This is a genomic window from Photobacterium kishitanii (genome assembly GCF_000613045.3).
Classification (GTDB): domain Bacteria; phylum Pseudomonadota; class Gammaproteobacteria; order Enterobacterales; family Vibrionaceae; genus Photobacterium; species Photobacterium kishitanii.
The window spans coordinates 1,654,227-1,676,776 of sequence record NZ_LN794352.1 but is presented as its reverse complement, the minus strand read 5'-3'; the positions used below and the strand labels follow the sequence as shown (position 1 = coordinate 1,676,776).

Sequence of the window (22,550 nt, the reverse complement as noted above, 5' to 3'; positions counted from 1 at the left end):
GCCAGCATCGAATAAACGATACTGGCTTTATAAAACAATAATAACTAATTATTATTTATCAGCACGACTCATGAACTTGTGTTCAGTTGTGTTGATTTTGATTTTTTCGCCATTTGCAATGTACTCAGGAACTTGAACAACAAGACCTGTAGATAATGTTGCAGGCTTAGTACGAGCACTTGCAGATGCGCCTTTAATTGAAGGATCTGTTTCAACAATTGTTAGTTCTACCGTTGCTGGTAGCTCTAGCGCAACAGGTGCACCATCAACAGTCAATACTTCAATACCTTTAGTATCTTCATTGATGAAAAGCAATTCTTCTGCAATTGCATCTTTTGAGAAAGTGTATGGAGTGTAATCTTCATCATCCATAAATACATATTCTTCGCCATCGATGTATGAGAAAGATGCTTTTTGACGACGGAAGTCTGCTAATGTAATCATCTCATCAGCTTTGAAGCTAACATCTGATTTTGAGCCTGTTGCAACATCATAAATACGCATACGGTAAAGACTTGCGCCCGCACGACCACTAGGCGTTAGCTTAGTAATTTCTTTAACTAAAGCTACTTTACCGTTAAGTTCAATAGCAGCAAATTTTTTAATATCACTAGCCTTTGGCATGATCATTATTCCAAAAATAAATAGTGGTGAGAAATTACACCAAGATACAGATTTATAGCAAGTAATATGATAGTCCAATCTCTATTTTTTTGCATTGATATGCCAACATGGTTAATAGATAGCCAAGACAATAATTATAGAATTTCATTATCTTTATACAACAGCACCACCCCACCCATAAAAGAATAACATATCCCTAATACAAATATATTGTTGTAAGTCTCCCAAAAAGCGTGATAATAGTTAATTACATATATTTTAGAGCGTTACCAAAATGGCAAATACATCTCCAACTCTCCGCGATTATGCCAAGATTATTTACCCCGATAGTACAGCTGAACAATATTCACCGCTTTGGAGTTATCGCGCTAAATTCGTACTTCGAGCGACTTATTATCATAATGCTTTTCAGCTTATCTCTTCTAGTATTACCCCTCCTTTACTGAAAACGCTATGTAAGCAATGCCCTCGATTTTTAGAAAAATCCTTTCGTCCTTATATTGTTAATGATAGTAGCGCGATTGAGAGAGCACAGTTTGTTGTACAACATTATCAATTTGTAAGCGAGAAATTACCGGCACATATTCGTGACGAAATTTATGTCAATGAGAATGGATTAACGCTATTTAAATTTACCGTTGATGAAATAGATTATTCTTTTAAGTTAGTTTTTCACGCACGCTATCAAAAAGAAGGTGATATGAGCCTACTTTTATTTAATGATATAGATAAAAACTTTTACACTCTTACCTTTTCAGTGCGGGATATAGAAGGGCAACGCCAGTTAGTGATTGGTGGTTTACAAGGACCAGCAAGTAGTTCTGAAAATAACCTTAAAATAAAAGCATTGACCAAAAAATTACATGGACAACGCCCTAAAGACTTAATGATCAAAATCATTACACTTATTGCTAATATTTGGCAGGTTGACACATTACTTGCAGTAAAAAGTGCTTCCCATGCTTATTCTGTTAAGCGGTACAGTAAAGGGCGTATCAAGACTAACTATGATAAACATTGGCAGGCCTTAGGTGGAACCGAATTTGATCGTCATTTCTATACATTAAGTTTAGAGGATATTCGTCGCAACCCTGAAGATATCTCTCGCCCTAAACGCGCTATGTATCGCCGCCGTTATGAATGGCTTGATACTATCAACGAGATACTCCAACAAAAAATAAGTTTATAGTTACTTAACTCTAACTGCCCTTATAACCACAGAGATCAATCTCCTCTGTGGTTAAAGCGCTACAATTCATAGCTTCAAATGCGATGTATTAGATTATTAAGGTAATACTAACTGACTCGCATCAGTTAAAACCCAAGCACTATTATGTTCAACAAAACCAATTTTAGAATAATACCCTTCAGATTTAGGTGCGGATAATAAAACTATTTTACAGCTCTCAGATACTGATTCTGCCGTAACTAAAATAAGATATTTACCAATACCCATTGATTGAATACTTTCATCAACCGCAAGATCTGATAGATAGCAGCAATAGTGAAAATCTGTCATTGAACGAGCAATGCCGACAAGTTGATCATCAACCCATGCCGTTACAACCAAATTACTATTTTCAAGCATGCCTTTTATTATAGTTTCATTTTCCGTTGGCCTTCGCTCACCCAAAGCAGTTTTATTCACTAATTCAATATATTGATTTGGCGTAATAGGATGATTAACTTTATATTCAATTTCCATCTTGACCCTTTAATACTAGCTCGATGTTTTAGCAACATACTACAGCCTTAAAGTGACATTGAGTTAATCGAATGTCCATTATATGGATTTCTGTGCTATTTATTATTATTTATTAATCACTCCGCACACTAAACAAGCCCCACTGCCACCACGTGGTGAGGATGATTTCTTCCCACGATGGATTTTCATCAAAATGGAAACCATGCAAGCCAGTTGATAAATATGGTGTAAACACTACACCACATTGTGATTGTTGCACGGTAATATCATTAAATATTAACATAATCGGTAATTATTAAATTATAGACAGTTTTTATATCTTCGTTAGGAACGAAATGACAATATGATTCAATAAAATAGCAACGTGATATTTATCGTCACGTTGCTAGCTACATTTTACTTACTTTCAGATGTATAACTGGAATATGAGCAGTAATAACAACCATTTGATTGAGGGTATATCTTTTTTGCGGCATCTAATGCGGTACTACATGCGGTATGATAACCAAGAGCATCACAATTTTTCACACCAGGACTGTGGCTACATGTTGCTGTATGTATTTCATGATCGCCATTATCTTGCGCATTTTTATCAACATAAAACAAACTCATAATCACCTCTGAATATTAGTATATTGAGCAAAGACATTACTCCTATAAAATTATAGGAGATACTCAATAATCCCAATAATTAGATTCGCATCACTATCAGTGGTAAATATTAACCATTAAATATTAATACTGTGATTTAATCGATTTATTTAAGCATGTATTAATGCGATTAAGCCACTACGAATCATGGCAAACAACCTCAATAATTTTTATGCTTAAATAAAATCAATTAACATACCTATTCACGGTGGTTTATTTTAAGATTTTCTCTTTAATAACCGTCATTACGCCTTGATCATTATTACTTGGAGCATGAAAACGCGCCAATTGTTTGATCTCAGGGTGAGCATTATCCATCGCATAACTGAAGTAAGTTTCTTTTAGCATTTCAACATCATTTAAAAAATCACCAAAACTCATACTTTCTTCAAATGTAAAATTGAAAATACGTTGTAATTCCTTAATAGCAGCCCCTTTAGATGCAGTTTTATGCATAACATCCAACCAAATCTTTGCACTTACAACAACTTGGTGAGTCTGTGAATATAAAGGAGATATTATTGGATATATATACTGCTCTGTGCCGTTGAAATTTAGCACTGCAATTTTAATAAATTCATCATCAACAGCAAATAAATCGCTAACAATTTCAAGATTATGATAGTACTTGTTAATTTCTTCTAATGCCTGTGTATCTGTTGTTTCTGTATAAGCAGAATTTTTACCGCACAAGACAATGAAGGAATTATCAATCGCTTTAACCCTAGTTATAATGGCATGAATTTCAGATGTTGGAATGGTTGAGCTATAGAGTTCTTTGCCTTGGTACATAACCAATGTACCATTCTCTGCAATAAACACCATTTTATCTTTAATCGGTTCAAAAGTATTAACTAAACTCTGATACTGTCGACCGGATGCAGCTGAAAATAAAACATCTTTAGTATGAAGTGCATCAAATACATCATAAAAATCAGTAGGAAGATTTTTATCGTCATTTAGTAATGTGCCATCCATATCTGTTGCTATAAATTTTATTGAAGATGTCATATACAATTATTACTCCGATATTTAATGTTATCAATGCCTAACATTCTACCTGTTAATGATGTCAATTTTCACCAAAAACACACATAAAATGTCATAGATATAAATCGAGTAATATGAAAAACACTCACTATTTACCTAATTAATCTAAAAAACACCACTACATAATGTAGTAGTGTTTGATATTTACACTACGAGCGATGATCATCACTCCTCTTATGCTTTGGTGTAGGTTTTACTTCAGCACCACAGCAACCACCAACATTTTCTTTTTTTGCTTTTAGGTATAACTGTATAAATAAAAAGAACATAAAAAATAAAAATACAACAACAGAAATAACGATATAGAGAGGAAATAACTCATCGGTACTCATAGGACCCCCTTATCTAACCCTTTCAATTTATCAATAAGTTAATTAAAAACTAATCTATTAATAATATTTGTCAAGAGAATCATAACTTAATCATCATACCTTTATAACAAATTTAAAATATCACGTTAGTTACACTGTAACACTTTTTGTTTAATAACAGTAATAACACCTTGTTCATTATTACTTGGAGCAATAAAGCGTGCTAATTCTTTAATCTCAGGATGGGCATTACTCATCGCATGGCTAAAATAGGTTTCGTTTAGCATTTCAACATCATTAAAGAAATCACCAAAACTCATACTATTTTCAAACGTAAATCCAAATTTGTTACGCATTGCTTTTATTGCTTGTCCTTTTGATGCTTGCTTATCCATAAAGTCTAACCACGTTTCACCACTGACAACAACTTGGTGTGTTGCTGCAAACAAAGGAGCAACAAAAGGATAAACATGCTCTTCTGTACCCTTTAAGTTTAATACTGATATTTTAATAAACTCATCATCAACATCTAATAAATCATCAACGAATGTTATTTGATGACAATACTTCATTATTTCTTGCTGAGCTTGTTCATTTTTAGTTTCGGTGTAAGCTGATTTTTTTCCGCATAACACAATATGGCTATCTTCAATGTTACGTACAACATCAATAATTGAATCAATCTCAGACTTAGGGATCGTAACGCTATAAAGCTCCTTCCCTTGATACATAACTAGAGTTCCATTTTCAGCAATAAACAATACCTTATCTTTAATCGGTTCCAGCATATTTAACAATGTAAAGTATTGACGTCCAGAAGCGGCAGCAAAGAGTATATTTTTCTCATCAAGTGCCTTAAATACATCAAAAAAATCACATGGAAGTTCATTAGTGTCGCTCAGTAAAGTACCGTCCATGTCTGTTGCAATAAATTTTATACAAGATGTCATTACTGTTACTACTCCGATAATGGCTAAACTAATCTAGTGACAATATCTTACCCATAAATTCTCAATAAGAATATAAAAGCAACACTATTTCCTATCCAAATAGTGCTGCTAAATATTTATAGCGTAGTCGTTATTTCATAATTGACGTTATCACTTATCCGCAGCCGATAATAACTTTTGTTGAAAAGTCAGCATCTCTGCTGTCCGCTTTAATAATACACCAGAATGAGATTTATCAGCCGAACCATTCACCATGTACCTTTGCAGCGATACATTATTAGATTTAGTCTTATCAAATCGAACATTACCCATAAAATCACCATCTTTAGCTGATACGGTATAAGACGTTAAGCTAATAACAATCAAAAAAACATACTTAATATATTTCATAACTATCCCCTATTAAGACTTACAACCTAATAATTTTTTATTATGCTCAACAACCATAATTGCAATGGCTAGAAATAAAATATCTTTGACTAAAAAGAAGCTTGTCGTCGGCACCCCATCGACAATTTTCCATGTGTCAGGCGTTGTAAATAAAAAGCTCAGTGTCACAATAAAAATAATGCTTGATGCTAATCCTGAAAAATAACCGACTCTAGGATTAAAAAAACCATAAATAAGTCCAATCGCCACAACGATTTCACTAAAACCAACAAGGTTAGATACCATTTGGACAGACAAAAAGTTATATGCCCACCCCATTAGTGGGTGGTTTTTAATTAAAGGTTCAATTGCTGCCGCTTCAGTTGGTGTAAATTTAAAAATACCAATCCACAATAAAACTAACACAACACCGAAAACACCTAATTTATAACCAAATGTCGTTACTGATGATACTAATGGTACTGATGTCTGTTGACTTAAACTATTCATATTAGACCTTTCAAAATTAAATTGAACTAAACTGTTCAGTTCAATTTAGTTGTAAATAAATCTGCTGTCAACATTTTTGAACTAAACAGTTTATTTTGATATGATCTGACCAATGAAAAAAGAGGTCTACGAAATGAGCAAACAACAAGAAAAACGACTCAATATTATCAACAAAACAATTACATTATGTGCACAATATGGCTTTCATGGCACCAGTATGGATAGCATTACTACCGCTACCGGAGTATCTAAAGCAACTATTTATAAGTATTTCATTTCAAAAGAAAATCTTATAAAAGAAGCATTAATAATGTTCAGTGAACGTGCATTGAACCACTTAAATATTATTTTTTCTGATCCAACACTAACGCTAGAACAAAAGCTCTCAGAACGGTTTGAAATATTAGTAACATTAATGAAAGATGATTTATTTAATGGCTGTTACTTTCAATTGGCATACAGCGAATTTAATCATACCGATATTACCATTGCTGATATTTGCAGCGGTTATAAAAAGACGCGAGTAAAGATGATTCAAGCTTTATTAACTAAGCATAATATTAGTGATCCTGAACTAAAGTCACAACAAGCAGAGTTAATTTTTAATGGATTACTAGCATCGTTACAAATAACAAAAAACACGCAACTAATACCGATGGCAAAAGCAATGTATCTTGATGCTATTTTTAAAGATTAATACATGTAACATGATCTATTTACCATCATTGTTATACATTAGCTTTTAAAAACACCACTATACTGTAAGCGAATTATTGTTTTGCACTATGTCACAATTTAATGATAATTTCCTTTGCTAAAAACCATTGCAGTGCCATAAGATGAATACATATGTGTTATTGGTGGGTAAATAACCATTATAAAATATGGTTTATCATTACTTTTAAGCATGGTTTTTAATAAAAAGGCATATCGATATGAAAAATTATTTTGTTTTCTCTCTACTATTCATCTCAACATCAGTATTGGCTAATACTGATATAATAAATTCAAAATTTCATAATCCACATAATAAAAAAGTAATACAAAAGGTCTCTAAACCAACGACCAACAGCAGTAGAATAATAAACCCTAAATTTCACCACCCTGATAATAAAGAACATCATGTGATAAAAAAAACCAAAAAGATCCCCGCATCAGTTCCAGCTCTTTAATTATCTAATTACCATAATCATTAAAAATGAGCACAATGACGTGCTCATTTATTATATTATTTATCATGCAATTACAGCATATAACGCACCTACTATCCTCCCCTAGAACCCACTAATTAATCATTAAAAATGAACAATGGCAGATAAGACACTCATGAAGTCATATCACCTTGCTGATAAAACTTCCTTCTCTCCACAATAAAAAATACCGCACCAACATAAATAAAAACCAACATTCTCATTTTTTAAACTAAGCTTGGTAACAACATTCGCTTTTACGACCAAACGACAAGGATAGAATGAGATGGCATTACTTGATTTTGTACGCGATATTGGCAACAAACTATTTAGCAATGAAGATGAAGCACCAGAGAAAATTACCCAACATATCGAGAATAACAATCCAGGACTGACTGATTTAAAAGTTGAAGTAAAAGATGGCGTAGCAACCCTTTCTGGCACAGCAAATAGTGCTGCAGCCAAAGAAAAAGCCATTTTGATGACGGGTAATACCGCAGGAATTGAATCTATTGTTGATAATCTCAATGCGCCAACCGCCACCGAAACCGTGAAATATTACGAAGTGCAATCTGGTGACAGTTTATGGAAAATAGCAGAAAAGACGCTAGGCAATGGTGCTGATTATCAAAAAATCTTTGATGCTAACCAAGAAGTTATTATCGATCCGGACAAAATATTCCCAGGTCAAAAACTTCGCATACCAACAACGGCTTAATATAAATAGAGGTGAACATCATGGATATTAATCAATTATTACGCGTTGGTGCTCAACTATTCTCACAATCTCAAGCAAATACTACAGGATTAAACGAAAATACTATTACTTCAGCATTATCACATTTATTCGGTGGCGATAGTGACGGCAAAGGTATTGATTTACAAAATATAATTCAATCACTTAATGGAGCTGGATTGGCTAATATCGCAGCCTCTTGGCTTGGTAATGGTAACAATGAGGCTATTTCTGCCACTGACATTGGTAATATCTTTAACCAAGACCAATTATCAAATTTTGCCAATGAGGTTAAATTACCACAAAGCGAAGCGATAACGGGTTTGCAGGAAACATTGCCAGGTATGATAGATAAAGCTAGTCCTAACGGTGATATTGCAGGAGAGCTTTTTCAAGCGGTAGGAGGCATGGATGGACTGCTCAACATCGCCTCAAATATTTTCGGAAAAAAGTAATTAATCAAGTAGTCATTTGAAAAAGGAATCGATGTTATTACAACGAACTGGCATTAATAATTTCATCGATTCCTTTATTTTATCGCATTATTTCTGGGCACTAACACCCATCAAGTGATCAACCTTTTGCACGTTCTTAAAGCCAACCGTTTTTAATCGACGAATAACACCATCAACAAAGCCACTGCCCTTTTTCATAATATGTGGGTTACCAGTGTAATGGAAAAGACGTCCATCTTGACGAAGTACACGGTAGATTTCGCTATAAAACTCTTCGCTATACAACTCACCAGCAAGAGAAAAACGCGGTGGATCGTGAATAACGGCATCAAATGACATTGAAGGCATGGTCGTGATCAATTCAAAGCTACTGCCTTGTCGTTGCTCAATACCCTCGTTATTCAAATCACGAGACCAAGGATTGAGTGCACGTAATCCCATCACTGACTCACTGAGCTCAATGGTCAACACTTTTTTAGCACCTAAACGGTGTGCAGCTATCGCTGCGTAACCTAAACCACTGCAACAATCGAGTACATTATCACCACAACGTACAGCTTGTTTAGCCATATCTGAAGCACTTACAAACGGATCAGTTCCTTTAGATATGTGCATCTTAACACCGCTAATTTCAAGCAGTGGTGCGCCTTCTGTAGGTGCTAACTTATAGTAACCAACACTGCGATCTTCAATCGGTTCCATATCGCCATCACTACAAAGATAAATTCTTTGTGTCTTTTTGACGATTTTTTTAAGATCAGCAATAGACAGTATATTGTCTTCGTCAAGAATTAAACCTTCAGCGCTAACAGAGTAATCCTGCTCAGAAAGATGAAGATCAGTCGAGAGATGGACACTTGATTGTCCTTTAGCGATAGCATCTAACGCCTGTTGGGCATTTTTTGTATGAAGATAGTAGCCAAGCATAGTTCGTTTATCTAATTAAAAACACTGCTCGCATTATAACATAAAATAGCGCAGCCATATCTCCATCGTTATAAACCTACCCCGACTAATTTTAAGTTAATACAACATTACACTTTAAGTTAGGTATTTTACTGTTATCAATACGACCAATCGAAATGTTGGTATTATGTTACTTAATACACAAAAATGTTTCAATAATAAAACAAGATTTATCAATATCATTATTTAATTATCCATAATAATGATTATTAAAGAACCGCCTCAAATTAATTCCCCCTACAAATCCCGCATCATTTAATCAATCGCCGAGATTCCAATGCAGAATAATCACCAATCAAAGTGAATAAATATCATAATGATATGACTTTATATCCACATGAAAAAACAATAATTAATTAATTTATTAGAAGGCTATCCCATTTCTTAATATTAGACGTGATTCTTATTGTTGAGTAGATTAATGTAAAAAAAACAATGCAATTATTTACATTGTCTTTGGGTGTTATTTCCTGCTTTATTAACACTGAATAATTAAATAAAGGACTGTCATGAACAAAGCATTTTTGTTATTAACGTTACTACTCCCATCTGCTGCAATCGCTTCTAATAACGTTAACAATACTGAAAATTATCCATCGATACAAAACCCGTCTACCTATACTAATAATACTTACACCTATGTTAAGTGTTGGTATAGAACGAGTGTAAGTCATGATGAACCAGCCACTGATTGGATTTGGGCTAAAAATACAGATGGCAGTTATTATAAACTTCCGGGTTATTGGTGGTCGTCTATTTCATTTAAAAATATGTTTTACACCGATGTGGCAAATAAAGATATTAAGCAACGTTGCGAAGCTTCAATTGATACTAATAATAAAAATGCAGACATTACTTTTTATGCCTCAGATATAAAATCCTCTTATAGCCATACTATTTGGAGTAATGACAAAATCACCCACTCCAATGCGATCAATAAGATCGTTGCTTTTGGTGATAGTCTTTCTGATACAGGTAATACCTTTAATGGTTCACAATGGTTATTCCCTAACAGTAATAGCTGGTTCCTTGGTCATTTTAGCAATGGCTTAGTATGGACAGAATATTTGGCTAACGCTAAACACTTACCTTTATATAACTGGGCTGTTGGTGGTGCTGCAGGCGTTAATGAATATAGCATTCTTACTGGAATTTATGACCAAATATCATCTTTCAATACATATATGAAATCGGCAAAAAATTATAATATCGGCAATACTCTATTTACCTTAGAGTTTGGCCTTAATGATTTTATGAATTATGGTCGCAACGTGACACAAGTAAAGAGTGATTACAGTACAGCGCTTATTCGTTTAACTGATGTTGGAGCCAAAAATATTTTACTTATGACATTGCCAGATGCCAGCAAAGCACCTCAATTTAAATATTCATCAGCAGAAAAAGTTGCTCTTGTGAGTAAACAAATCAAGCAGTTCAATGCATTTATAAAAGAACAAGCAGCGTATTATAAAGCAAAAGGTATTAATATTACTTTAGTTGATGCATATAAGATGTTTGAAAATGTAACGTCTAATCCACAAAAATACGGTTTTATTAACGCTAAAGATGCTTGTATGGATATTAACCGCAGTTCATCAAAAGACTATTTAATTAGCCACAACCTAACAAATGATTGCGCACAAAATGGTTCAGATAAATACGTATTCTGGGGAGTAACTCATCCAACAACAGCGATGCATAAATATATAGCTCAACAAATAATCAATCAATTGTCAGTAAACTAATTATCCTAAAATATTGGCACTAACTATTTTTTAGTGCCAATAATATAAAACCATTAATAAATTACGCTATTAGCCACTAAAGTCTGACACAGAATAGTTAATATCTGTGTCGATAATTTAATTACACATTACTCATCAATTGTACTTGCTTGATTATCGTTGCAATACCAATAGACCGTGTTGGCGTTAAGTGCTGAGTTAACCCTAATTGTTCGAACCACGCATCAATATCAAACTCAGCTATTTGCTGACGACTCTTTTGATCATAAGCAATAATAATTAACGCCAATAAACCTTTCACAATCGCTGCATCACTATTTGCTGCTAGGTGAATCAGATTATCGTTTGGGGTTAATGTGATCCAAACGCTACTTTGACAACCTCGAATTTTATGATCATTCGTTTGTTCATTTAAAGGTAATATACAAAAACGATCACCAAGTTCAATAAGGTATAAATATTTATCTTCCCAGTTAGAACAGCGCTGAAAATTTTGTAATACTTTTTGGGGCGTCATTGTTGAACTCATGACTTATCCTAATAACTGTTTAATACGCTGCAAACGATCAACAAAGACATCAATATCCTGACTATCGTTATATAGTCCAACCGATGCTCGGCACACTACTGATTGTTCTAAGCGTTGCAATAACGGCATAGCACAATGGTGACCCGTTCGAATCGCTACCCCATAATTATCTAAAAAACTACCGATATCAAAAGCATGATGGTTGCCTAAATTAAATGAAATTACACCGACACGGTTAGCTCTCTTGCCGTATATCGAAAGAGCATCGACACTTCGCATTTGTTCTTCAGCGTAACGAATTAACCTATCTTCATGCTGAATAATCGCATCCATACCAATATGATTAATATAATTAATCGCCTCACTCAGCCCTAAGATTCCAGCAATATTAGGTGTACCAGCTTCAAAGCGCCACGGCGAAGTTTGATACGTTGTCCCCATTGGCAATTGAACACGGTCAATCATCGCGCCACCACCTTCCCATGGAGGTAGCGTATTGATCCACTGCTTTGCAATATAAAGAACACCAATTCCTGTTGGACCATAAAGTTTATGCCCAGAAAAAGCATAAAAATCACAACCAATATCTTGTACATCAACAGCTTGATGCATAATACCTTGCGCACCATCAATCAATACCGCAGCGCCAAACTGATGAGCAATCGCTGTAGCAGCTTTAATCGGGTTAATACAGCCCAATACATTAGAAACATGTGATAACGCTAATAACTTGGTTTTTTTACTCACTAAGTAGCGTAAATCATCCAACTCCAACGTATGTTCAGCGGTCATTTTCCAGATTTTAATTGTTAAACCTAACCTCTCAGCCAACATTTGCCATGGAACGATATTTGAGTGATGCTCCATATCAGTAATAATAATTTCATCACCAGCTTGAGCACATGTAGGAAGAAAAGTATTTGCCACTAAATTGATCGCTTCAGTGGTTCCTTTGGTAAAGATAATCTGATCGCTAGATGTAGCCTTTACAAACTCAGCCACTGTTTGACGTGCTTGTTCCATATTATGGGTTGCATTAGCACTTAACCGATGAACACCTCGATGCACTGTTGCATATTCATGAGTATAAAAGCGCTGCATCCGCTCAATCACCGTTAATGGTGTTTGTGCAGTCGCTGCACTATCGAGATAAATTAAAGGCAGTGTATTATGAATATTATTGAGTGTAGGAAAATCACTTCGCCAAGGGCTATTAAACATTATTTCCGCACTCCAGCTTTTGCGTTACATGCTGCAATAAATACTGACGTATATTGTTTAACGTCACTTTTTCACACACTTGAGCAGCAAAAGCTTTGGTAATCATCTGCTCAGCTAATGGTTTAGGAATACCACGAGCTTGAAGGTAAAATACCTGTTCAGGATCTATTTTTCCTGTTGTTGCCCCATGACTACATTTTACGTCATCAGCATAAATTTCTAACTTAGGACGGCTATTCACTTGTGATTTTGTACTTAACAACAAGTTATGATTATCCATTTGGCCATCGGTTTTAATTGCGCCTTGATTAACATAAATCATACCGTCAAACACACCAACCCCTTCGCCTAATCCTACGATTTTATGCAATTGCTGGCTGTGACAATGTGGTGCACTATGGTGTAAGAAAGTTCGGCTATCAAAACATTCACTCGATGTCGGTAATGCCAAACTATTAAAGCTGACATTACATCCCACATCACCAAGTTCGGTACTTAATTGATGACGGATTAACTGACCCGATAATAAAAATGTACTGCTGCTTACATTAACATCACGGCCTGTTTTTATATCGTTGTGAGCCAAATGATACTGCTCGCGACCCGCTTCTATTAACTTAATATGTTCAAGTCGAGCACCATCAGCAATAGTGGTTGATAATCGAGAAAGCGTAACGCCCTGTGTATCAGATGATGAAATATAGTGTTCTACCAATTGACATGATGCCAACTTTTCAAGCCGTAGATGATGTCGAACTGAAGTCACTTCCCCTACTTTACTATTACTAAAATGAAGCAAGTAAATCGGCTTATCTACAGTCACTTTCGCAGCAATAGTAATAAATAATCCATCTTTTGCTGTCGCATCTGTTAATTCAGAGGTAAATTCAGGCTTTATTGCATCATTGGTAGATTCATCACTATTCAGCCATTGCTCAAAACGTTGGATCTCGACACCTGCAATAACATCCGATAAATCAGAAGCAAACTTGCCATCAATAAAGATAAGTCGATAACCGTCATCTTTCCATAGCATTACATCTGACTTTGAAAGCACTGTTGCTGGTTTCACTGATGTAAAATCAACATCATTAAATTTAGCCAGTGAGGTATATTTCCAATCTTCATCTGTTCCCGTTGGCAAACCAAGTTGGAGCAGATTATTCCAATGTGTATATTGCCACGCTGAATCTTGAACCAATGGCTGTAACCGCATTAAAGCAAGATCAGAATTACTCTGCAGAGATCCAGCCATAGCCTTTTTCCTCAAGTTCTTTCGCTAATAAATAATCACCTGATTTCACAATCTTGCCCTTCACCATAACATGCACATAATCTGGCTTAATGTAATCAAGAATGCGTTGATAATGGGTAACAACAATAAATGCACGCTGACCGTCACGCAGCGCATTCACTCCTTCAGAAACCGCTTTCAATGCATCAATATCTAACCCTGAGTCTGTCTCATCTAAAATACAGAGGTTAGGTGCAAGAACTGCCATTTGTAAAATATCATTGCGTTTTTTCTCTCCACCAGAGAAGCCTTCATTAACGGAACGATCCAATAGTTGCAGCGGCATTTTTAATAACTGCGCTTTCTCTTCTAATAAGTCTTCAAAATCAAACCGATCTATTTCCTGCAAGCCTTTATATTTGCGAATGCCATTCAGTGCAGTGCGTAAAAATAATTTATTACTGACGCCTGGAATTTCAACTGGGTATTGAAAGGCTAAAAACACACCTTCACCAGCGCGCTCATCGGCATCTAATTCAATTAAATCTTTAGTCTCAAACTGAATAGCACCTTGAGTGATTGTATAATCATCTTTACCCGCTAATGTCGCCGAAAGCGTACTTTTACCCGAACCATTAGGCCCCATAATGGCATGCACCTCACCTGGACGCACAGTTAGGTTAATTCCTTTAAGGATCTCGTTATCATCAACTGCAACATGTAAATCTGTAATTTTTAGCATAATCAATTAACCCACACTGTGTTCAAGACTAATAGCAAGTAACTTCTGTGCATCAACAGCAAACTCTAACGGTAATTCTGAGAATACGTCTTTGCAGAATCCGTTTACAATCATAGAAATAGCATCATCCTCACTAATTCCTCGCTGCACACAATAAAACAGCTGATCTTCACCTATTCTTGAAGTGGTTGCCTCATGCTCTATTTGAACCGTTGGATTATTCACTTCGACAGTAGGAAACGTATGAGCACCGCATTGATCGCCAATCAACATCGAATCACACTGAGTATAATTTCGTGCACCTTCCGCCGTTGCGAGTATCTTTACCAAACCACGGTAAGTGTTGTCACTTTTACCCGCAGAGATCCCCTTTGATATAATCGTTGACTTGGTATTCTTACCAATATGGATCATCTTGGTGCCGGTATCGGCTTTCTGTGATCCGTTAGTCAATGCAACCGAGAAAAACTCACCTACAGAGTTATCACCTTTAAGAATGACACTTGGATATTTCCACGTAATCGCCGAGCCTGTCTCTGACTGTGTCCATGACATCTTACTGTTAGCGCCTTCACACACAGCCCGCTTAGTAACAAAATTTAAAATGCCACCAGCAGTACCTTCTTCACCTGCAAACCAATTTTGAACTGTAGAATATTTTACTTCTGCATCTTGGTGGATTATGACTTCAACCACAGCAGCATGTAGCTGATAAGTATCGCGTACAGGTGCTGAACAGCCTTCGATATAACTGATATAAGCACCTTGATCTGCAACTAAAATAGTCCGCTCAAATTGCCCAGTCTTAGCTTGATTTATTCTAAAATAAGTTGATAGCTCACGAGGGCAACGCACACCAGGTGGAACATAAATAAACGTACCATCAGATGCTACTGCCGCATTCAGTGCCGCAAAAAAGTTATCTTTAGCTGGCACAACAGTGCCTAAATAACGTTGAACCAATTGAGGATATTGCTTAATAGCATCACTGAAAGAACAAAATATAATACCGAGCTCGCTAAGTTCTTGATGATATGTCGTTGCCACAGAAACCGAGTCAAAAATAGCATCGACGGCAATACCTGAGCCTTCATGTACAGGTACGCCTAACTGTTCAAAGGCATCAGCAACTTCTTTGGTTAGAAAGTCATTGTCACTATCTTGCTGATTATCATCATTACACTGACTACAACTTGGCGCTGAATAATAACTATAATCTTGGTAATCCAGCTCAGGATAGGTCGCTTTTAACCAATGCGGCTCGGTCATCGTCTGCCACTGCTTAAAAGCATTTAACCGAAACGCTAACATCCATTCGGGCTCATCTCGACGTGCAGAAATTGCTCGAATAACATCTTCATCAATACCTTTTTCAAGCGTATCACTGGCAATATCGGTATAGAAACCTTCTTTATAACCTTTATGATTCAGTGCCATATCGATATCTTGTTGAATTTCTGGACTATTCATTAACTAAATTCCAAAGCTCTCACCACAACCACATTCTGTTTTAACGTTTGGATTGCGATAAATAAAAGATTGATTTAAACCCTGACGAACAAAATCGATCTCTGTACCATCAAATATGGGTAAAGCACTTAATACGACATAAAAAACACAACCATTAGATTCAAACCGAACATCGTCAGCCTGAGGATTGTCTAGTTGCTCTATAACATAGGCATATCCCGTACACCCTGATGTTTTCACTGAGAAACGAACAACTAATCCAGCTTGTGACAGCATTAAAATCCTTTTCGCGGCAGAGAAAGTTGCCGTAACACCGCACCATGTTTCATCTTGCAAAGAAAACTCTTCCACACCTTGATAATGGTTTGTCATTGCTACATCTCCTTGGCAATAAATTCGTTTTAGATAATAATGATTATCAATATCAAATCAACCATGAATAATATATGCCTAATTACAAAAAATACACGATTAACAACATGTGGTAAAAAAAAACCTTGAGAACACAAGATATAGGTGTCAATATGATAATGATTATCGTTCAGATAGTTATTAACATCAATTAGGTGAGACGTAATATGACTATTCTTGTTTATTCCAAACCAAGTTGCATGCAATGTGTTGCAACAAAAAGAGCACTTGATACTCGAGGTATTGATTATCAAAGTATTGATTTAAGCCAAGATGAAAGTGCATTGGAAAAAGTAATTCAGCTTGGATATCGAGAAGCGCCTGTTGTGATCACAGGAACAAAACATTGGAGTGGATTTCGCCCTGATTTAATTGAACAACTATGTGCAAGTTGATCTATTTTTCAAGTCAGTCTGGTAATACTCAGCGCTTTATTGAAAAGCTTAATTTGAACGCAATCCGCTTACCAATAAACGCTGACACAATGCCCCCCACTTCAGAAGAACCTTTTGTTTTGATATGCCCAACCTATGCCGATGGTTATGGGCGTAATGCTGTACCTAAGAGTGTGATTCGATTTTTAAATAACCCTAAAAATAGATCACTACTTAAAGGGATCATTGCACCTGGTAATCGAAATTTTGGTTCATTGTTCGCACAAGCTGGGGATGTGATTGCACAAAAATGTCAAGTTCCAGTGCTTTATCGATTTGAGCTCGCGGGTACGGAGCAGGATGTATTACGCGTTCGGGAAGGACTTAAACGATTTTGGTTAACGTTATGACTAACAACAAAAAAAATGATTCTACTAGTCTCGATTATCACGCATTAAATGCCATGTTAAATTTAGTAGATAACAAGGGTGAAATTCAATTTACGGCAGATAAACAAGCCGTTCGACAATATTTCTTGCAGCACGTAAATAAAAACACATTAATGTTTGATAACTTACGTCAAAAGGTAAATTACTTAACGACTGAACATTATTACGAAACTGCTATTTTTTCAGCTTATTCATGGCCGTTTTTAGAGCAGATTTGGCAAGCTGCATTTAAGGTTAAATTTAGATTTGAAACCTTTCTCGGTGCATATAAATTTTATACATCTTATGCACTCAAAACACGTGATGGTAAACAATATCTCGAACGGTTTGAAGATCGAGTCGTAATGACCGCCCTATTACTTGCTCAAGGTAATGAAACACTTGCAATGCAATTAATGCAAGAAATCATCAATGGTCGCTTTCAGCCAGCAACACCAACATTTACCAATGCCGGTAAATGCAGTCGCGGAGAGTTAATTTCATGTTTTTTACTCAGAATTGAAGACAACATGGAAAGCATTGGTCGTGCCGTTAATTCATCACTGCAATTGTCACGCCGAGGAGGCGGAGTCGCATTAATGCTATCCAATTTACGTGGCTATGGTGCGCCAATTAAAGGTATTGAAAACCAATCATCCGGTGTAGTGCCAGTTATGAAATTACTCGAAGACAGTTTTTCATACGCTAACCAGCTTGGTGCTCGTCAAGGCGCTGGCGCAGTTTATCTTCACGCCCATCATCCTGATATTCTGCGCTTTCTTGATACTAAACGTGAAAATGCCGATGAAAAAATACGCATTAAAACCTTAAGTTTAGGGGTAGTTATTCCTGATATTACCTTTGAACTTGCGAAAAATAACCAACAGATGTGCCTATTTTCGCCGTATGACATCGAAAAAGTGTATGGGAAACCATTATCGGAAATTTCAATTAGCGAGTTATATCATGAAATGGTCGCTGATGAACGCATAGGTAAAACACAGATCAATGCGCGTCAATTTTTCCAAACACTGGCTGAAGTACAGTTCGAGTCAGGTTATCCTTACATTATGTTTGAAGATACCGTCAATCAAGCTAACCCTATTGATGGTCGTATTTCAATGTCAAATTTATGCTCTGAAATTCTGCAAATTAATGAAGCATCAACCTATAACGATGATCTTAGCTACCAACATCTAGGTGCTGATATTTCATGTAATCTTGGCTCATTAAATATTGCTAAAGCATTGGATGGCAACAACCTTTCACAGTCGGTTGAAATTGCAATTCGTGCTTTAAATGCGGTCTCAGAAATGAGTAACATCAATAGCGTGCCGTCAGTACGTAAAGGCAACGAAGAGAGTCATGCTATCGGATTAGGCCAAATGAATCTGCATGGTTTCCTCGCCCGTGAACACATTTATTATGGTAGCCAAGAAGCCTTAGACTTTACTAATGTCTATTTTGCAACGGTACTCTATCATTGCCTACGAACATCCAACCAACTCGCGATTGAAAAACAGGCAATATTTAAAGGCTTTCGACAGTCACAGTATGCCAGCGGTCAATTTTTCAATAAATATTTAGCGAATGATTTCTCGGCTAAAACATCACGGATTAAGCAGCTCTTAATCCAATTTAAGCTTGATATTCCAACTCAAAAACAGTGGGCACAACTTAAACAATCCGTCATGGTTCATGGCTTATATAATCGTAACTTACAGGCGATTCCACCTACAGGTTCAATCAGTTATATCAACAATTCAACGGCGTCTATTCATCCGATTATATCGAAAATAGAAATTCGTAAAGAAGCTAAGATTGGTAGAGTTTACTATCCGGCTCCTTATCTAACCAATGACAATCAGCACTTCTATCAAGATGCGTACGAGATCGGTGTAACTGCCATTATTGATACCTATGCCGTTGCCACTCAGCATGTAGATCAAGGCTTATCGTTAACCTTATTTTTCCCCGATACCGCAACTACACGGGATATCAACAAAGCTCAAATTTACGCTTGGAAAAACAACATTAAGACTCTGTATTACATTAGATTACGTCAAAAAGCACTGGAAGGTACGCAAGTTGAAGGCTGCGTTTCTTGTAGTTTATAAGGAAAAGTTATCATGAACTCTCAATCATCTTACCCTCTTGCTCGTGCTATTAACTGGAATCAACTCGAAGATGACAAAGATCTCGAAATATGGAACAGATTAACCGTTAACTTCTGGCTACCTGAAAAAGTCCCGTTATCTAATGACATTGAAAGCTGGTCACAATTAACAGATCACGAACAACAACTGACTATTCGTGTTTTTACTGGGCTAACACTACTCGACACTATACAAAATACTATCGGTGCGCCAACGTTGATACCTGATGCACTAACACCTCACGAAGAAGCGGTTTTAACCAATATTGCCTTTATGGAAGCAGTACATGCACGCAGTTATTCTTCTGTTTTCTCGACCCTATGTACAACGCCACAAATTAATGAGGCCTTTAAGTGGTCGGAAGAAAATGAATTATTACAGCGAAAAGCACATTTGATTTTACAACAATACAATGCGGTCGAATCACCACTTAAAAAGAAGATTGCCAGCGTCTTTTTAGAAAGCTTTTTGTTTTATTCTGGTTTTTATCTGCCAATGTATTGGTCAAGCCGAGGTAAGCTCACTAATACTGCTGATTTGATCCGTTTAATCATTCGTGATGAAGCAATACATGGCTATTACATCGGCTATAAATTCCAGAAAAAATACCAGACACAGACTGAAACAGAACAAGCTGAACTTAAAGACTATGCTTTTTCACTCTTATTTGAATTATATAATGTTGAATGTGAGTACACTGAAGAGCTTTATAGTAGCGTAGGCTTAGTAGAGGATACCAAGCAGTTTCTCCACTATAACGCCAATAAAGCCCTAATGAATTTAGGCTTTGAACCACTTTTCCCAGATGAACTATGCCAAGTTAACCCAGTGATCATGGCTGCATTATCACCGAACGCTGATGAAAATCATGACTTTTTCTCAGGCTCTGGATCATCCTATGTGATCGGCCAAACTGTTGCGACAGAAGACAATGATTGGGATTTTTAAAACATTATAAATCAACCACATAGAAAGACTACCTATCAATAGGTAGAAATATTGTTTGACGTAAAAAACAAACCACCCTATATTTAAAATCAATGAAGCGAAGCATGAACCATTTAATTAAACTGCTCGCTTCTTTTTTATCGCCACAACCTACCAACCAGTAGGTAGTTAAGTAAGGGGTTACATTATGTTTACTACATCATCAATTGCACTTATTGTTGGCGGTTCATCAGGCATGGGGAAAGCAACCGCTGAACGCTTATTAACCGCAGGGGTTCCTGTAATGATTCTATCGCATAATGCAGAGAATCTTGCCACTGCAAAAGCCGATTTAGAACAACGTACTGGCGGTACTGTTGAAACAGCACAAGTCGATTTATACAACCTTACCGACGTTAACACTTTCATGAATCAGCTGGAAAATGAATCCCGTCATATTGGTTATCTAGTTAACGCCGCCGGTTTTTTTAAACCCGTTAGTTTTCTAGAGCATACAGAAAAAGATTATGACCTTCAGTTAGATATCAACAAATCATTTTTCTTCATTACTCAAGCTGTTGCAAAAAACATGCAACGCCATGGTAGCGGGTCAATCGTAAATATTGGTTCAATGTGGGCACATCAAGCCATTAAAGCAACACCATCATCAGCTTACTCAATGCAAAAAGCCGCCTTACATGCCTTCACTCGTAATTTAGCGATGGAATTAGCTAACGACAATATTCGAGCAAATGCTGTCGCCCCTGCTGTTGTACTTTCAACTATCTATAAATCATTCATTGCTGAAGATGAAATTGAGTCAGCTTTACAAGGATTTAATGAGTTTCACCCTATTGGGCACATTGGTACGCCCAATGATATCGCAGATGCGATTGAGTTTTTACTCTCAGATAAAGCAAAATGGATCACAGGTACTGTGCTTGATGTCGATGGTGGTGTTATGGCAGGACGTAATTAATTCACTTTAAGATAGCCGTCATATTTTGCTCAATAATGGCGATTAATGCATCGCCATTACCTTTCTACTCATAGGTAGAAAAATTGTTATCTTTGATATTAAATGATAAATTATGGGTTCTCTTTAGAATGTGAATATCAATTATGAAAGAAATTAATCCAACGGCAGCAAAAATCGCAGATATTGCTGAAAAATATATTCAATGTCGTGGTTTTAATGGCTTTAGTTTTCGTGATATTCAAGACGAGCTGGGTATAAAAACAGCCAGTATTCATTATCATTATAAAACTAAACAAGATTTAGCTATTGTGGTGTTTGAACGTTATCTTGAACGCTATAAAACAGCATTAATTACAATTGAACAACAACAGTTAACTGCTGTAGATAAACTAAAAGCATTAGCCGATATTTTCATTACTGTACGTAATGAAGGTAAACTTTGTTTATGTGGTATGTATGCATCCGATTTTTACTCTCTCACCGATAGTCTAGAAACCCAACTTAATCGATTCGTTACTTTTAATGAACAATGGATAACACAAGTAATAACTGATGGGATGACTAAAGGTGAATTTCCATCACAGTTAGTTGCCTCAGAGGCTGCTCGACTTTATTTTGTATCGTTAGAAGGTTGTATGTTAATTTCACAATTTAAAGACACTAACTATATTCAAACAGTAGTTAACAATTACTTTAATGTTGTTTTAAACACAGAATTTTGAATTTCGATAAAAAGAAAGAATATTAACTATCAATATTCTTTCCCTACAAAAATTAAATAAATTATATACCTTAAGACACTAATTACTCATCAAGT

27 protein-coding genes are annotated in these 22,550 nt (G+C 36.0%); 11 read left to right on the top strand and 16 right to left on the bottom strand.

Features of this window, described 5'->3' with window-relative positions:
• Positions 1-51 precede the first annotated feature (51 nt).
• On the bottom strand, positions 52-624 hold the full coding sequence (gene efpL / locus PPBDW_RS07965) for an elongation factor P-like protein EfpL (RefSeq protein WP_036794621.1): 573 nt from the start codon (positions 622-624) through the stop codon (positions 52-54).
• Positions 625-898: 274 nt separating this feature from the next.
• Between efpL and PPBDW_RS07960 the strand changes: the two genes are divergently transcribed.
• A complete protein-coding gene (locus PPBDW_RS07960) occupies positions 899-1,813 on the top strand; it encodes a VirK/YbjX family protein (RefSeq protein ID WP_036794619.1) in 915 nt (304 codons plus the stop codon).
• Between the two features lie 96 nt (positions 1,814-1,909).
• Here PPBDW_RS07960 and PPBDW_RS07955 read toward each other — a convergent pair whose 3' ends face one another.
• The 8 genes from PPBDW_RS07955 to PPBDW_RS07920 all read right to left on the bottom strand — a co-directional run bounded on the left by PPBDW_RS07955 (position 1,910) and on the right by PPBDW_RS07920 (position 6,170).
• A complete protein-coding gene (locus tag PPBDW_RS07955) occupies positions 1,910-2,329 on the bottom strand; it encodes a GNAT family N-acetyltransferase (RefSeq protein ID WP_036794618.1) in 420 nt (139 codons plus the stop codon).
• 112 nt (positions 2,330-2,441) lie between these two features.
• Entirely contained in the window at positions 2,442-2,588 is a 147-nt protein-coding gene (locus PPBDW_RS07950; RefSeq protein WP_156312885.1) for a hypothetical protein, read from the bottom strand.
• 137 nt (positions 2,589-2,725) lie between these two features.
• Positions 2,726-2,941: a hypothetical protein gene (locus tag PPBDW_RS07945; protein WP_036794616.1), complete on the bottom strand. Its 216-nt coding sequence runs from the start codon at positions 2,939-2,941 to the stop codon at positions 2,726-2,728.
• A 252-nt stretch (positions 2,942-3,193) separates the two neighbouring features.
• A complete protein-coding gene (locus PPBDW_RS07940; protein ID WP_036794615.1) occupies positions 3,194-3,991 on the bottom strand; it encodes a Cof-type HAD-IIB family hydrolase in 798 nt (265 codons plus the stop codon).
• Between the two features lie 188 nt (positions 3,992-4,179).
• A complete protein-coding gene (locus PPBDW_RS07935; protein ID WP_036794614.1) occupies positions 4,180-4,362 on the bottom strand; it encodes a hypothetical protein in 183 nt (60 codons plus the stop codon).
• A 125-nt stretch (positions 4,363-4,487) separates the two neighbouring features.
• Positions 4,488-5,291 carry a Cof-type HAD-IIB family hydrolase gene (locus PPBDW_RS07930; RefSeq protein ID WP_036794612.1) on the bottom strand — a complete coding sequence of 268 codons (804 nt, stop codon included), beginning with the start codon at positions 5,289-5,291 and terminating at the stop codon, positions 4,488-4,490.
• A 150-nt stretch (positions 5,292-5,441) separates the two neighbouring features.
• Positions 5,442-5,681 (bottom strand): hypothetical protein, encoded by a 240-nt coding sequence (locus tag PPBDW_RS07925; protein ID WP_054262022.1) that lies wholly within the window; start codon positions 5,679-5,681, stop codon positions 5,442-5,444.
• Positions 5,682-5,693: 12 nt separating this feature from the next.
• Positions 5,694-6,170 carry a DUF417 family protein gene (locus tag PPBDW_RS07920; RefSeq protein ID WP_036794611.1) on the bottom strand — a complete coding sequence of 159 codons (477 nt, stop codon included), beginning with the start codon at positions 6,168-6,170 and terminating at the stop codon, positions 5,694-5,696.
• 133 nt (positions 6,171-6,303) lie between these two features.
• On the opposite strand from PPBDW_RS07920, the gene PPBDW_RS07915 reads away from it, so the two are divergent.
• From PPBDW_RS07915 to PPBDW_RS07905, 3 genes are all read left to right on the top strand, one after another.
• Positions 6,304-6,867, top strand: a complete 564-nt coding sequence (locus tag PPBDW_RS07915; RefSeq protein WP_036794610.1) for a TetR/AcrR family transcriptional regulator — start codon at positions 6,304-6,306, stop codon at positions 6,865-6,867.
• Between the two features lie 779 nt (positions 6,868-7,646).
• Positions 7,647-8,078 (top strand): peptidoglycan-binding protein LysM, encoded by a 432-nt coding sequence (lysM, locus tag PPBDW_RS07910; protein WP_036794607.1) that lies wholly within the window; start codon positions 7,647-7,649, stop codon positions 8,076-8,078.
• Between the two features lie 20 nt (positions 8,079-8,098).
• On the top strand, positions 8,099-8,551 hold the full coding sequence (locus PPBDW_RS07905) for a YidB family protein (RefSeq protein ID WP_036794606.1): 453 nt from the start codon (positions 8,099-8,101) through the stop codon (positions 8,549-8,551).
• Between the two features lie 87 nt (positions 8,552-8,638).
• Here PPBDW_RS07905 and PPBDW_RS07900 read toward each other — a convergent pair whose 3' ends face one another.
• Positions 8,639-9,478 (bottom strand): class I SAM-dependent methyltransferase, encoded by an 840-nt coding sequence (locus PPBDW_RS07900; RefSeq protein ID WP_036794604.1) that lies wholly within the window; start codon positions 9,476-9,478, stop codon positions 8,639-8,641.
• 548 nt (positions 9,479-10,026) lie between these two features.
• On the opposite strand from PPBDW_RS07900, the gene PPBDW_RS07895 reads away from it, so the two are divergent.
• Positions 10,027-11,262 (top strand): SGNH/GDSL hydrolase family protein, encoded by a 1,236-nt coding sequence (locus PPBDW_RS07895; protein ID WP_036794601.1) that lies wholly within the window; start codon positions 10,027-10,029, stop codon positions 11,260-11,262.
• A gap of 121 nt (positions 11,263-11,383) precedes the next feature.
• Here PPBDW_RS07895 and sufE read toward each other — a convergent pair whose 3' ends face one another.
• From sufE to PPBDW_RS07865, 6 genes are read right to left on the bottom strand one after another with little or no spacing between them, the layout of a single operon-like run.
• Positions 11,384-11,791 carry a cysteine desulfuration protein SufE gene (gene sufE, locus PPBDW_RS07890; RefSeq protein ID WP_036794599.1) on the bottom strand — a complete coding sequence of 136 codons (408 nt, stop codon included), beginning with the start codon at positions 11,789-11,791 and terminating at the stop codon, positions 11,384-11,386.
• A 3-nt stretch (positions 11,792-11,794) separates the two neighbouring features.
• Positions 11,795-13,012, bottom strand: a complete 1,218-nt coding sequence (locus PPBDW_RS07885; protein WP_036794597.1) for a SufS family cysteine desulfurase — start codon at positions 13,010-13,012, stop codon at positions 11,795-11,797.
• Complete coding sequence (gene sufD / locus PPBDW_RS07880) at positions 13,005-14,267, bottom strand: Fe-S cluster assembly protein SufD (protein WP_036794596.1); 1,263 nt, start codon at positions 14,265-14,267, stop codon at positions 13,005-13,007. The genes PPBDW_RS07885 and sufD overlap by 8 nt, the downstream gene beginning before the upstream one ends.
• A complete protein-coding gene (gene sufC / locus PPBDW_RS07875; protein WP_036794595.1) occupies positions 14,245-14,988 on the bottom strand; it encodes a Fe-S cluster assembly ATPase SufC in 744 nt (247 codons plus the stop codon). The genes sufD and sufC overlap by 23 nt, the downstream gene beginning before the upstream one ends.
• A 6-nt stretch (positions 14,989-14,994) precedes the next feature.
• Complete coding sequence (gene sufB / locus PPBDW_RS07870) at positions 14,995-16,458, bottom strand: Fe-S cluster assembly protein SufB (RefSeq protein ID WP_036794593.1); 1,464 nt, start codon at positions 16,456-16,458, stop codon at positions 14,995-14,997.
• Between the two features lie 3 nt (positions 16,459-16,461).
• Complete coding sequence (locus PPBDW_RS07865; RefSeq protein ID WP_036794592.1) at positions 16,462-16,830, bottom strand: iron-sulfur cluster assembly accessory protein; 369 nt, start codon at positions 16,828-16,830, stop codon at positions 16,462-16,464.
• Positions 16,831-17,036: 206 nt separating this feature from the next.
• On the opposite strand from PPBDW_RS07865, the gene nrdH reads away from it, so the two are divergent.
• The 6 genes from nrdH (at position 17,037) to PPBDW_RS07835 (ending at position 22,455) form a co-directional block, all read left to right on the top strand.
• Positions 17,037-17,264 (top strand): glutaredoxin-like protein NrdH, encoded by a 228-nt coding sequence (gene nrdH / locus PPBDW_RS07860; protein ID WP_036794591.1) that lies wholly within the window; start codon positions 17,037-17,039, stop codon positions 17,262-17,264.
• Positions 17,252-17,653: a class Ib ribonucleoside-diphosphate reductase assembly flavoprotein NrdI gene (gene nrdI / locus PPBDW_RS07855; protein WP_036794588.1), complete on the top strand. Its 402-nt coding sequence runs from the start codon at positions 17,252-17,254 to the stop codon at positions 17,651-17,653. The genes nrdH and nrdI overlap by 13 nt, the downstream gene beginning before the upstream one ends.
• On the top strand, positions 17,650-19,788 hold the full coding sequence (gene nrdE / locus PPBDW_RS07850; RefSeq protein WP_036794586.1) for a class 1b ribonucleoside-diphosphate reductase subunit alpha: 2,139 nt from the start codon (positions 17,650-17,652) through the stop codon (positions 19,786-19,788). Before nrdI ends, nrdE begins: the two co-directional genes overlap by 4 nt.
• Before the next feature lie 12 nt (positions 19,789-19,800).
• Positions 19,801-20,775, top strand: a complete 975-nt coding sequence (nrdF, locus tag PPBDW_RS07845; RefSeq protein ID WP_036794584.1) for a class 1b ribonucleoside-diphosphate reductase subunit beta — start codon at positions 19,801-19,803, stop codon at positions 20,773-20,775.
• Positions 20,776-20,962: 187 nt separating this feature from the next.
• Entirely contained in the window at positions 20,963-21,733 is a 771-nt protein-coding gene (locus PPBDW_RS07840; RefSeq protein WP_036794581.1) for an SDR family NAD(P)-dependent oxidoreductase, read from the top strand.
• A 143-nt stretch (positions 21,734-21,876) separates the two neighbouring features.
• Entirely contained in the window at positions 21,877-22,455 is a 579-nt protein-coding gene (locus PPBDW_RS07835) for a TetR/AcrR family transcriptional regulator (RefSeq protein ID WP_036794579.1), read from the top strand.
• The last annotated feature ends 95 nt before the right edge of the window (positions 22,456-22,550 follow it).

Excerpts from the sequence above, each read along its gene's own strand:
- PPBDW_RS07915 (WP_036794610.1), top strand. The coding sequence starts at position 6,304 with ATGAGCAAACAACAAGAAAAACGACTCAATATTATCAACAAAACAATT.
- PPBDW_RS07940 (WP_036794615.1), bottom strand. The coding sequence starts at position 3,991 with ATGACATCTTCAATAAAATTTATAGCAACAGATATGGATGGCACATTA.
- PPBDW_RS07945 (WP_036794616.1), bottom strand. The coding sequence starts at position 2,941 with ATGAGTTTGTTTTATGTTGATAAAAATGCGCAAGATAATGGCGATCAT.
- PPBDW_RS07895 (WP_036794601.1), top strand. The coding sequence starts at position 10,027 with ATGAACAAAGCATTTTTGTTATTAACGTTACTACTCCCATCTGCTGCA.
- PPBDW_RS07930 (WP_036794612.1), bottom strand. The coding sequence starts at position 5,291 with ATGACATCTTGTATAAAATTTATTGCAACAGACATGGACGGTACTTTA.
- PPBDW_RS07925 (WP_054262022.1), bottom strand. The coding sequence starts at position 5,681 with ATGAAATATATTAAGTATGTTTTTTTGATTGTTATTAGCTTAACGTCT.
- PPBDW_RS07955 (WP_036794618.1), bottom strand. The coding sequence starts at position 2,329 with ATGGAAATTGAATATAAAGTTAATCATCCTATTACGCCAAATCAATAT.
- lysM (WP_036794607.1), top strand. The coding sequence starts at position 7,647 with ATGGCATTACTTGATTTTGTACGCGATATTGGCAACAAACTATTTAGC.
- sufE (WP_036794599.1), bottom strand. The coding sequence starts at position 11,791 with ATGAGTTCAACAATGACGCCCCAAAAAGTATTACAAAATTTTCAGCGC.
- PPBDW_RS07865 (WP_036794592.1), bottom strand. The coding sequence starts at position 16,830 with ATGACAAACCATTATCAAGGTGTGGAAGAGTTTTCTTTGCAAGATGAA.
- sufC (WP_036794595.1), bottom strand. The coding sequence starts at position 14,988 with ATGCTAAAAATTACAGATTTACATGTTGCAGTTGATGATAACGAGATC.
- PPBDW_RS07900 (WP_036794604.1), bottom strand. The coding sequence starts at position 9,478 with ATGCTTGGCTACTATCTTCATACAAAAAATGCCCAACAGGCGTTAGAT.
- PPBDW_RS07840 (WP_036794581.1), top strand. The coding sequence starts at position 20,963 with ATGTTTACTACATCATCAATTGCACTTATTGTTGGCGGTTCATCAGGC.
- sufD (WP_036794596.1), bottom strand. The coding sequence starts at position 14,267 with ATGGCTGGATCTCTGCAGAGTAATTCTGATCTTGCTTTAATGCGGTTA.
- nrdI (WP_036794588.1), top strand. The coding sequence starts at position 17,252 with ATGTGCAAGTTGATCTATTTTTCAAGTCAGTCTGGTAATACTCAGCGC.
- PPBDW_RS07920 (WP_036794611.1), bottom strand. The coding sequence starts at position 6,170 with ATGAATAGTTTAAGTCAACAGACATCAGTACCATTAGTATCATCAGTA.
- nrdF (WP_036794584.1), top strand. The coding sequence starts at position 19,801 with ATGAACTCTCAATCATCTTACCCTCTTGCTCGTGCTATTAACTGGAAT.
- sufB (WP_036794593.1), bottom strand. The coding sequence starts at position 16,458 with ATGAATAGTCCAGAAATTCAACAAGATATCGATATGGCACTGAATCAT.
- efpL (WP_036794621.1), bottom strand. The coding sequence starts at position 624 with ATGCCAAAGGCTAGTGATATTAAAAAATTTGCTGCTATTGAACTTAAC.
- PPBDW_RS07885 (WP_036794597.1), bottom strand. The coding sequence starts at position 13,012 with ATGTTTAATAGCCCTTGGCGAAGTGATTTTCCTACACTCAATAATATT.
- PPBDW_RS07935 (WP_036794614.1), bottom strand. The coding sequence starts at position 4,362 with ATGAGTACCGATGAGTTATTTCCTCTCTATATCGTTATTTCTGTTGTT.
- PPBDW_RS07835 (WP_036794579.1), top strand. The coding sequence starts at position 21,877 with ATGAAAGAAATTAATCCAACGGCAGCAAAAATCGCAGATATTGCTGAA.
- nrdE (WP_036794586.1), top strand. The coding sequence starts at position 17,650 with ATGACTAACAACAAAAAAAATGATTCTACTAGTCTCGATTATCACGCA.
- nrdH (WP_036794591.1), top strand. The coding sequence starts at position 17,037 with ATGACTATTCTTGTTTATTCCAAACCAAGTTGCATGCAATGTGTTGCA.
- PPBDW_RS07960 (WP_036794619.1), top strand. The coding sequence starts at position 899 with ATGGCAAATACATCTCCAACTCTCCGCGATTATGCCAAGATTATTTAC.
- PPBDW_RS07905 (WP_036794606.1), top strand. The coding sequence starts at position 8,099 with ATGGATATTAATCAATTATTACGCGTTGGTGCTCAACTATTCTCACAA.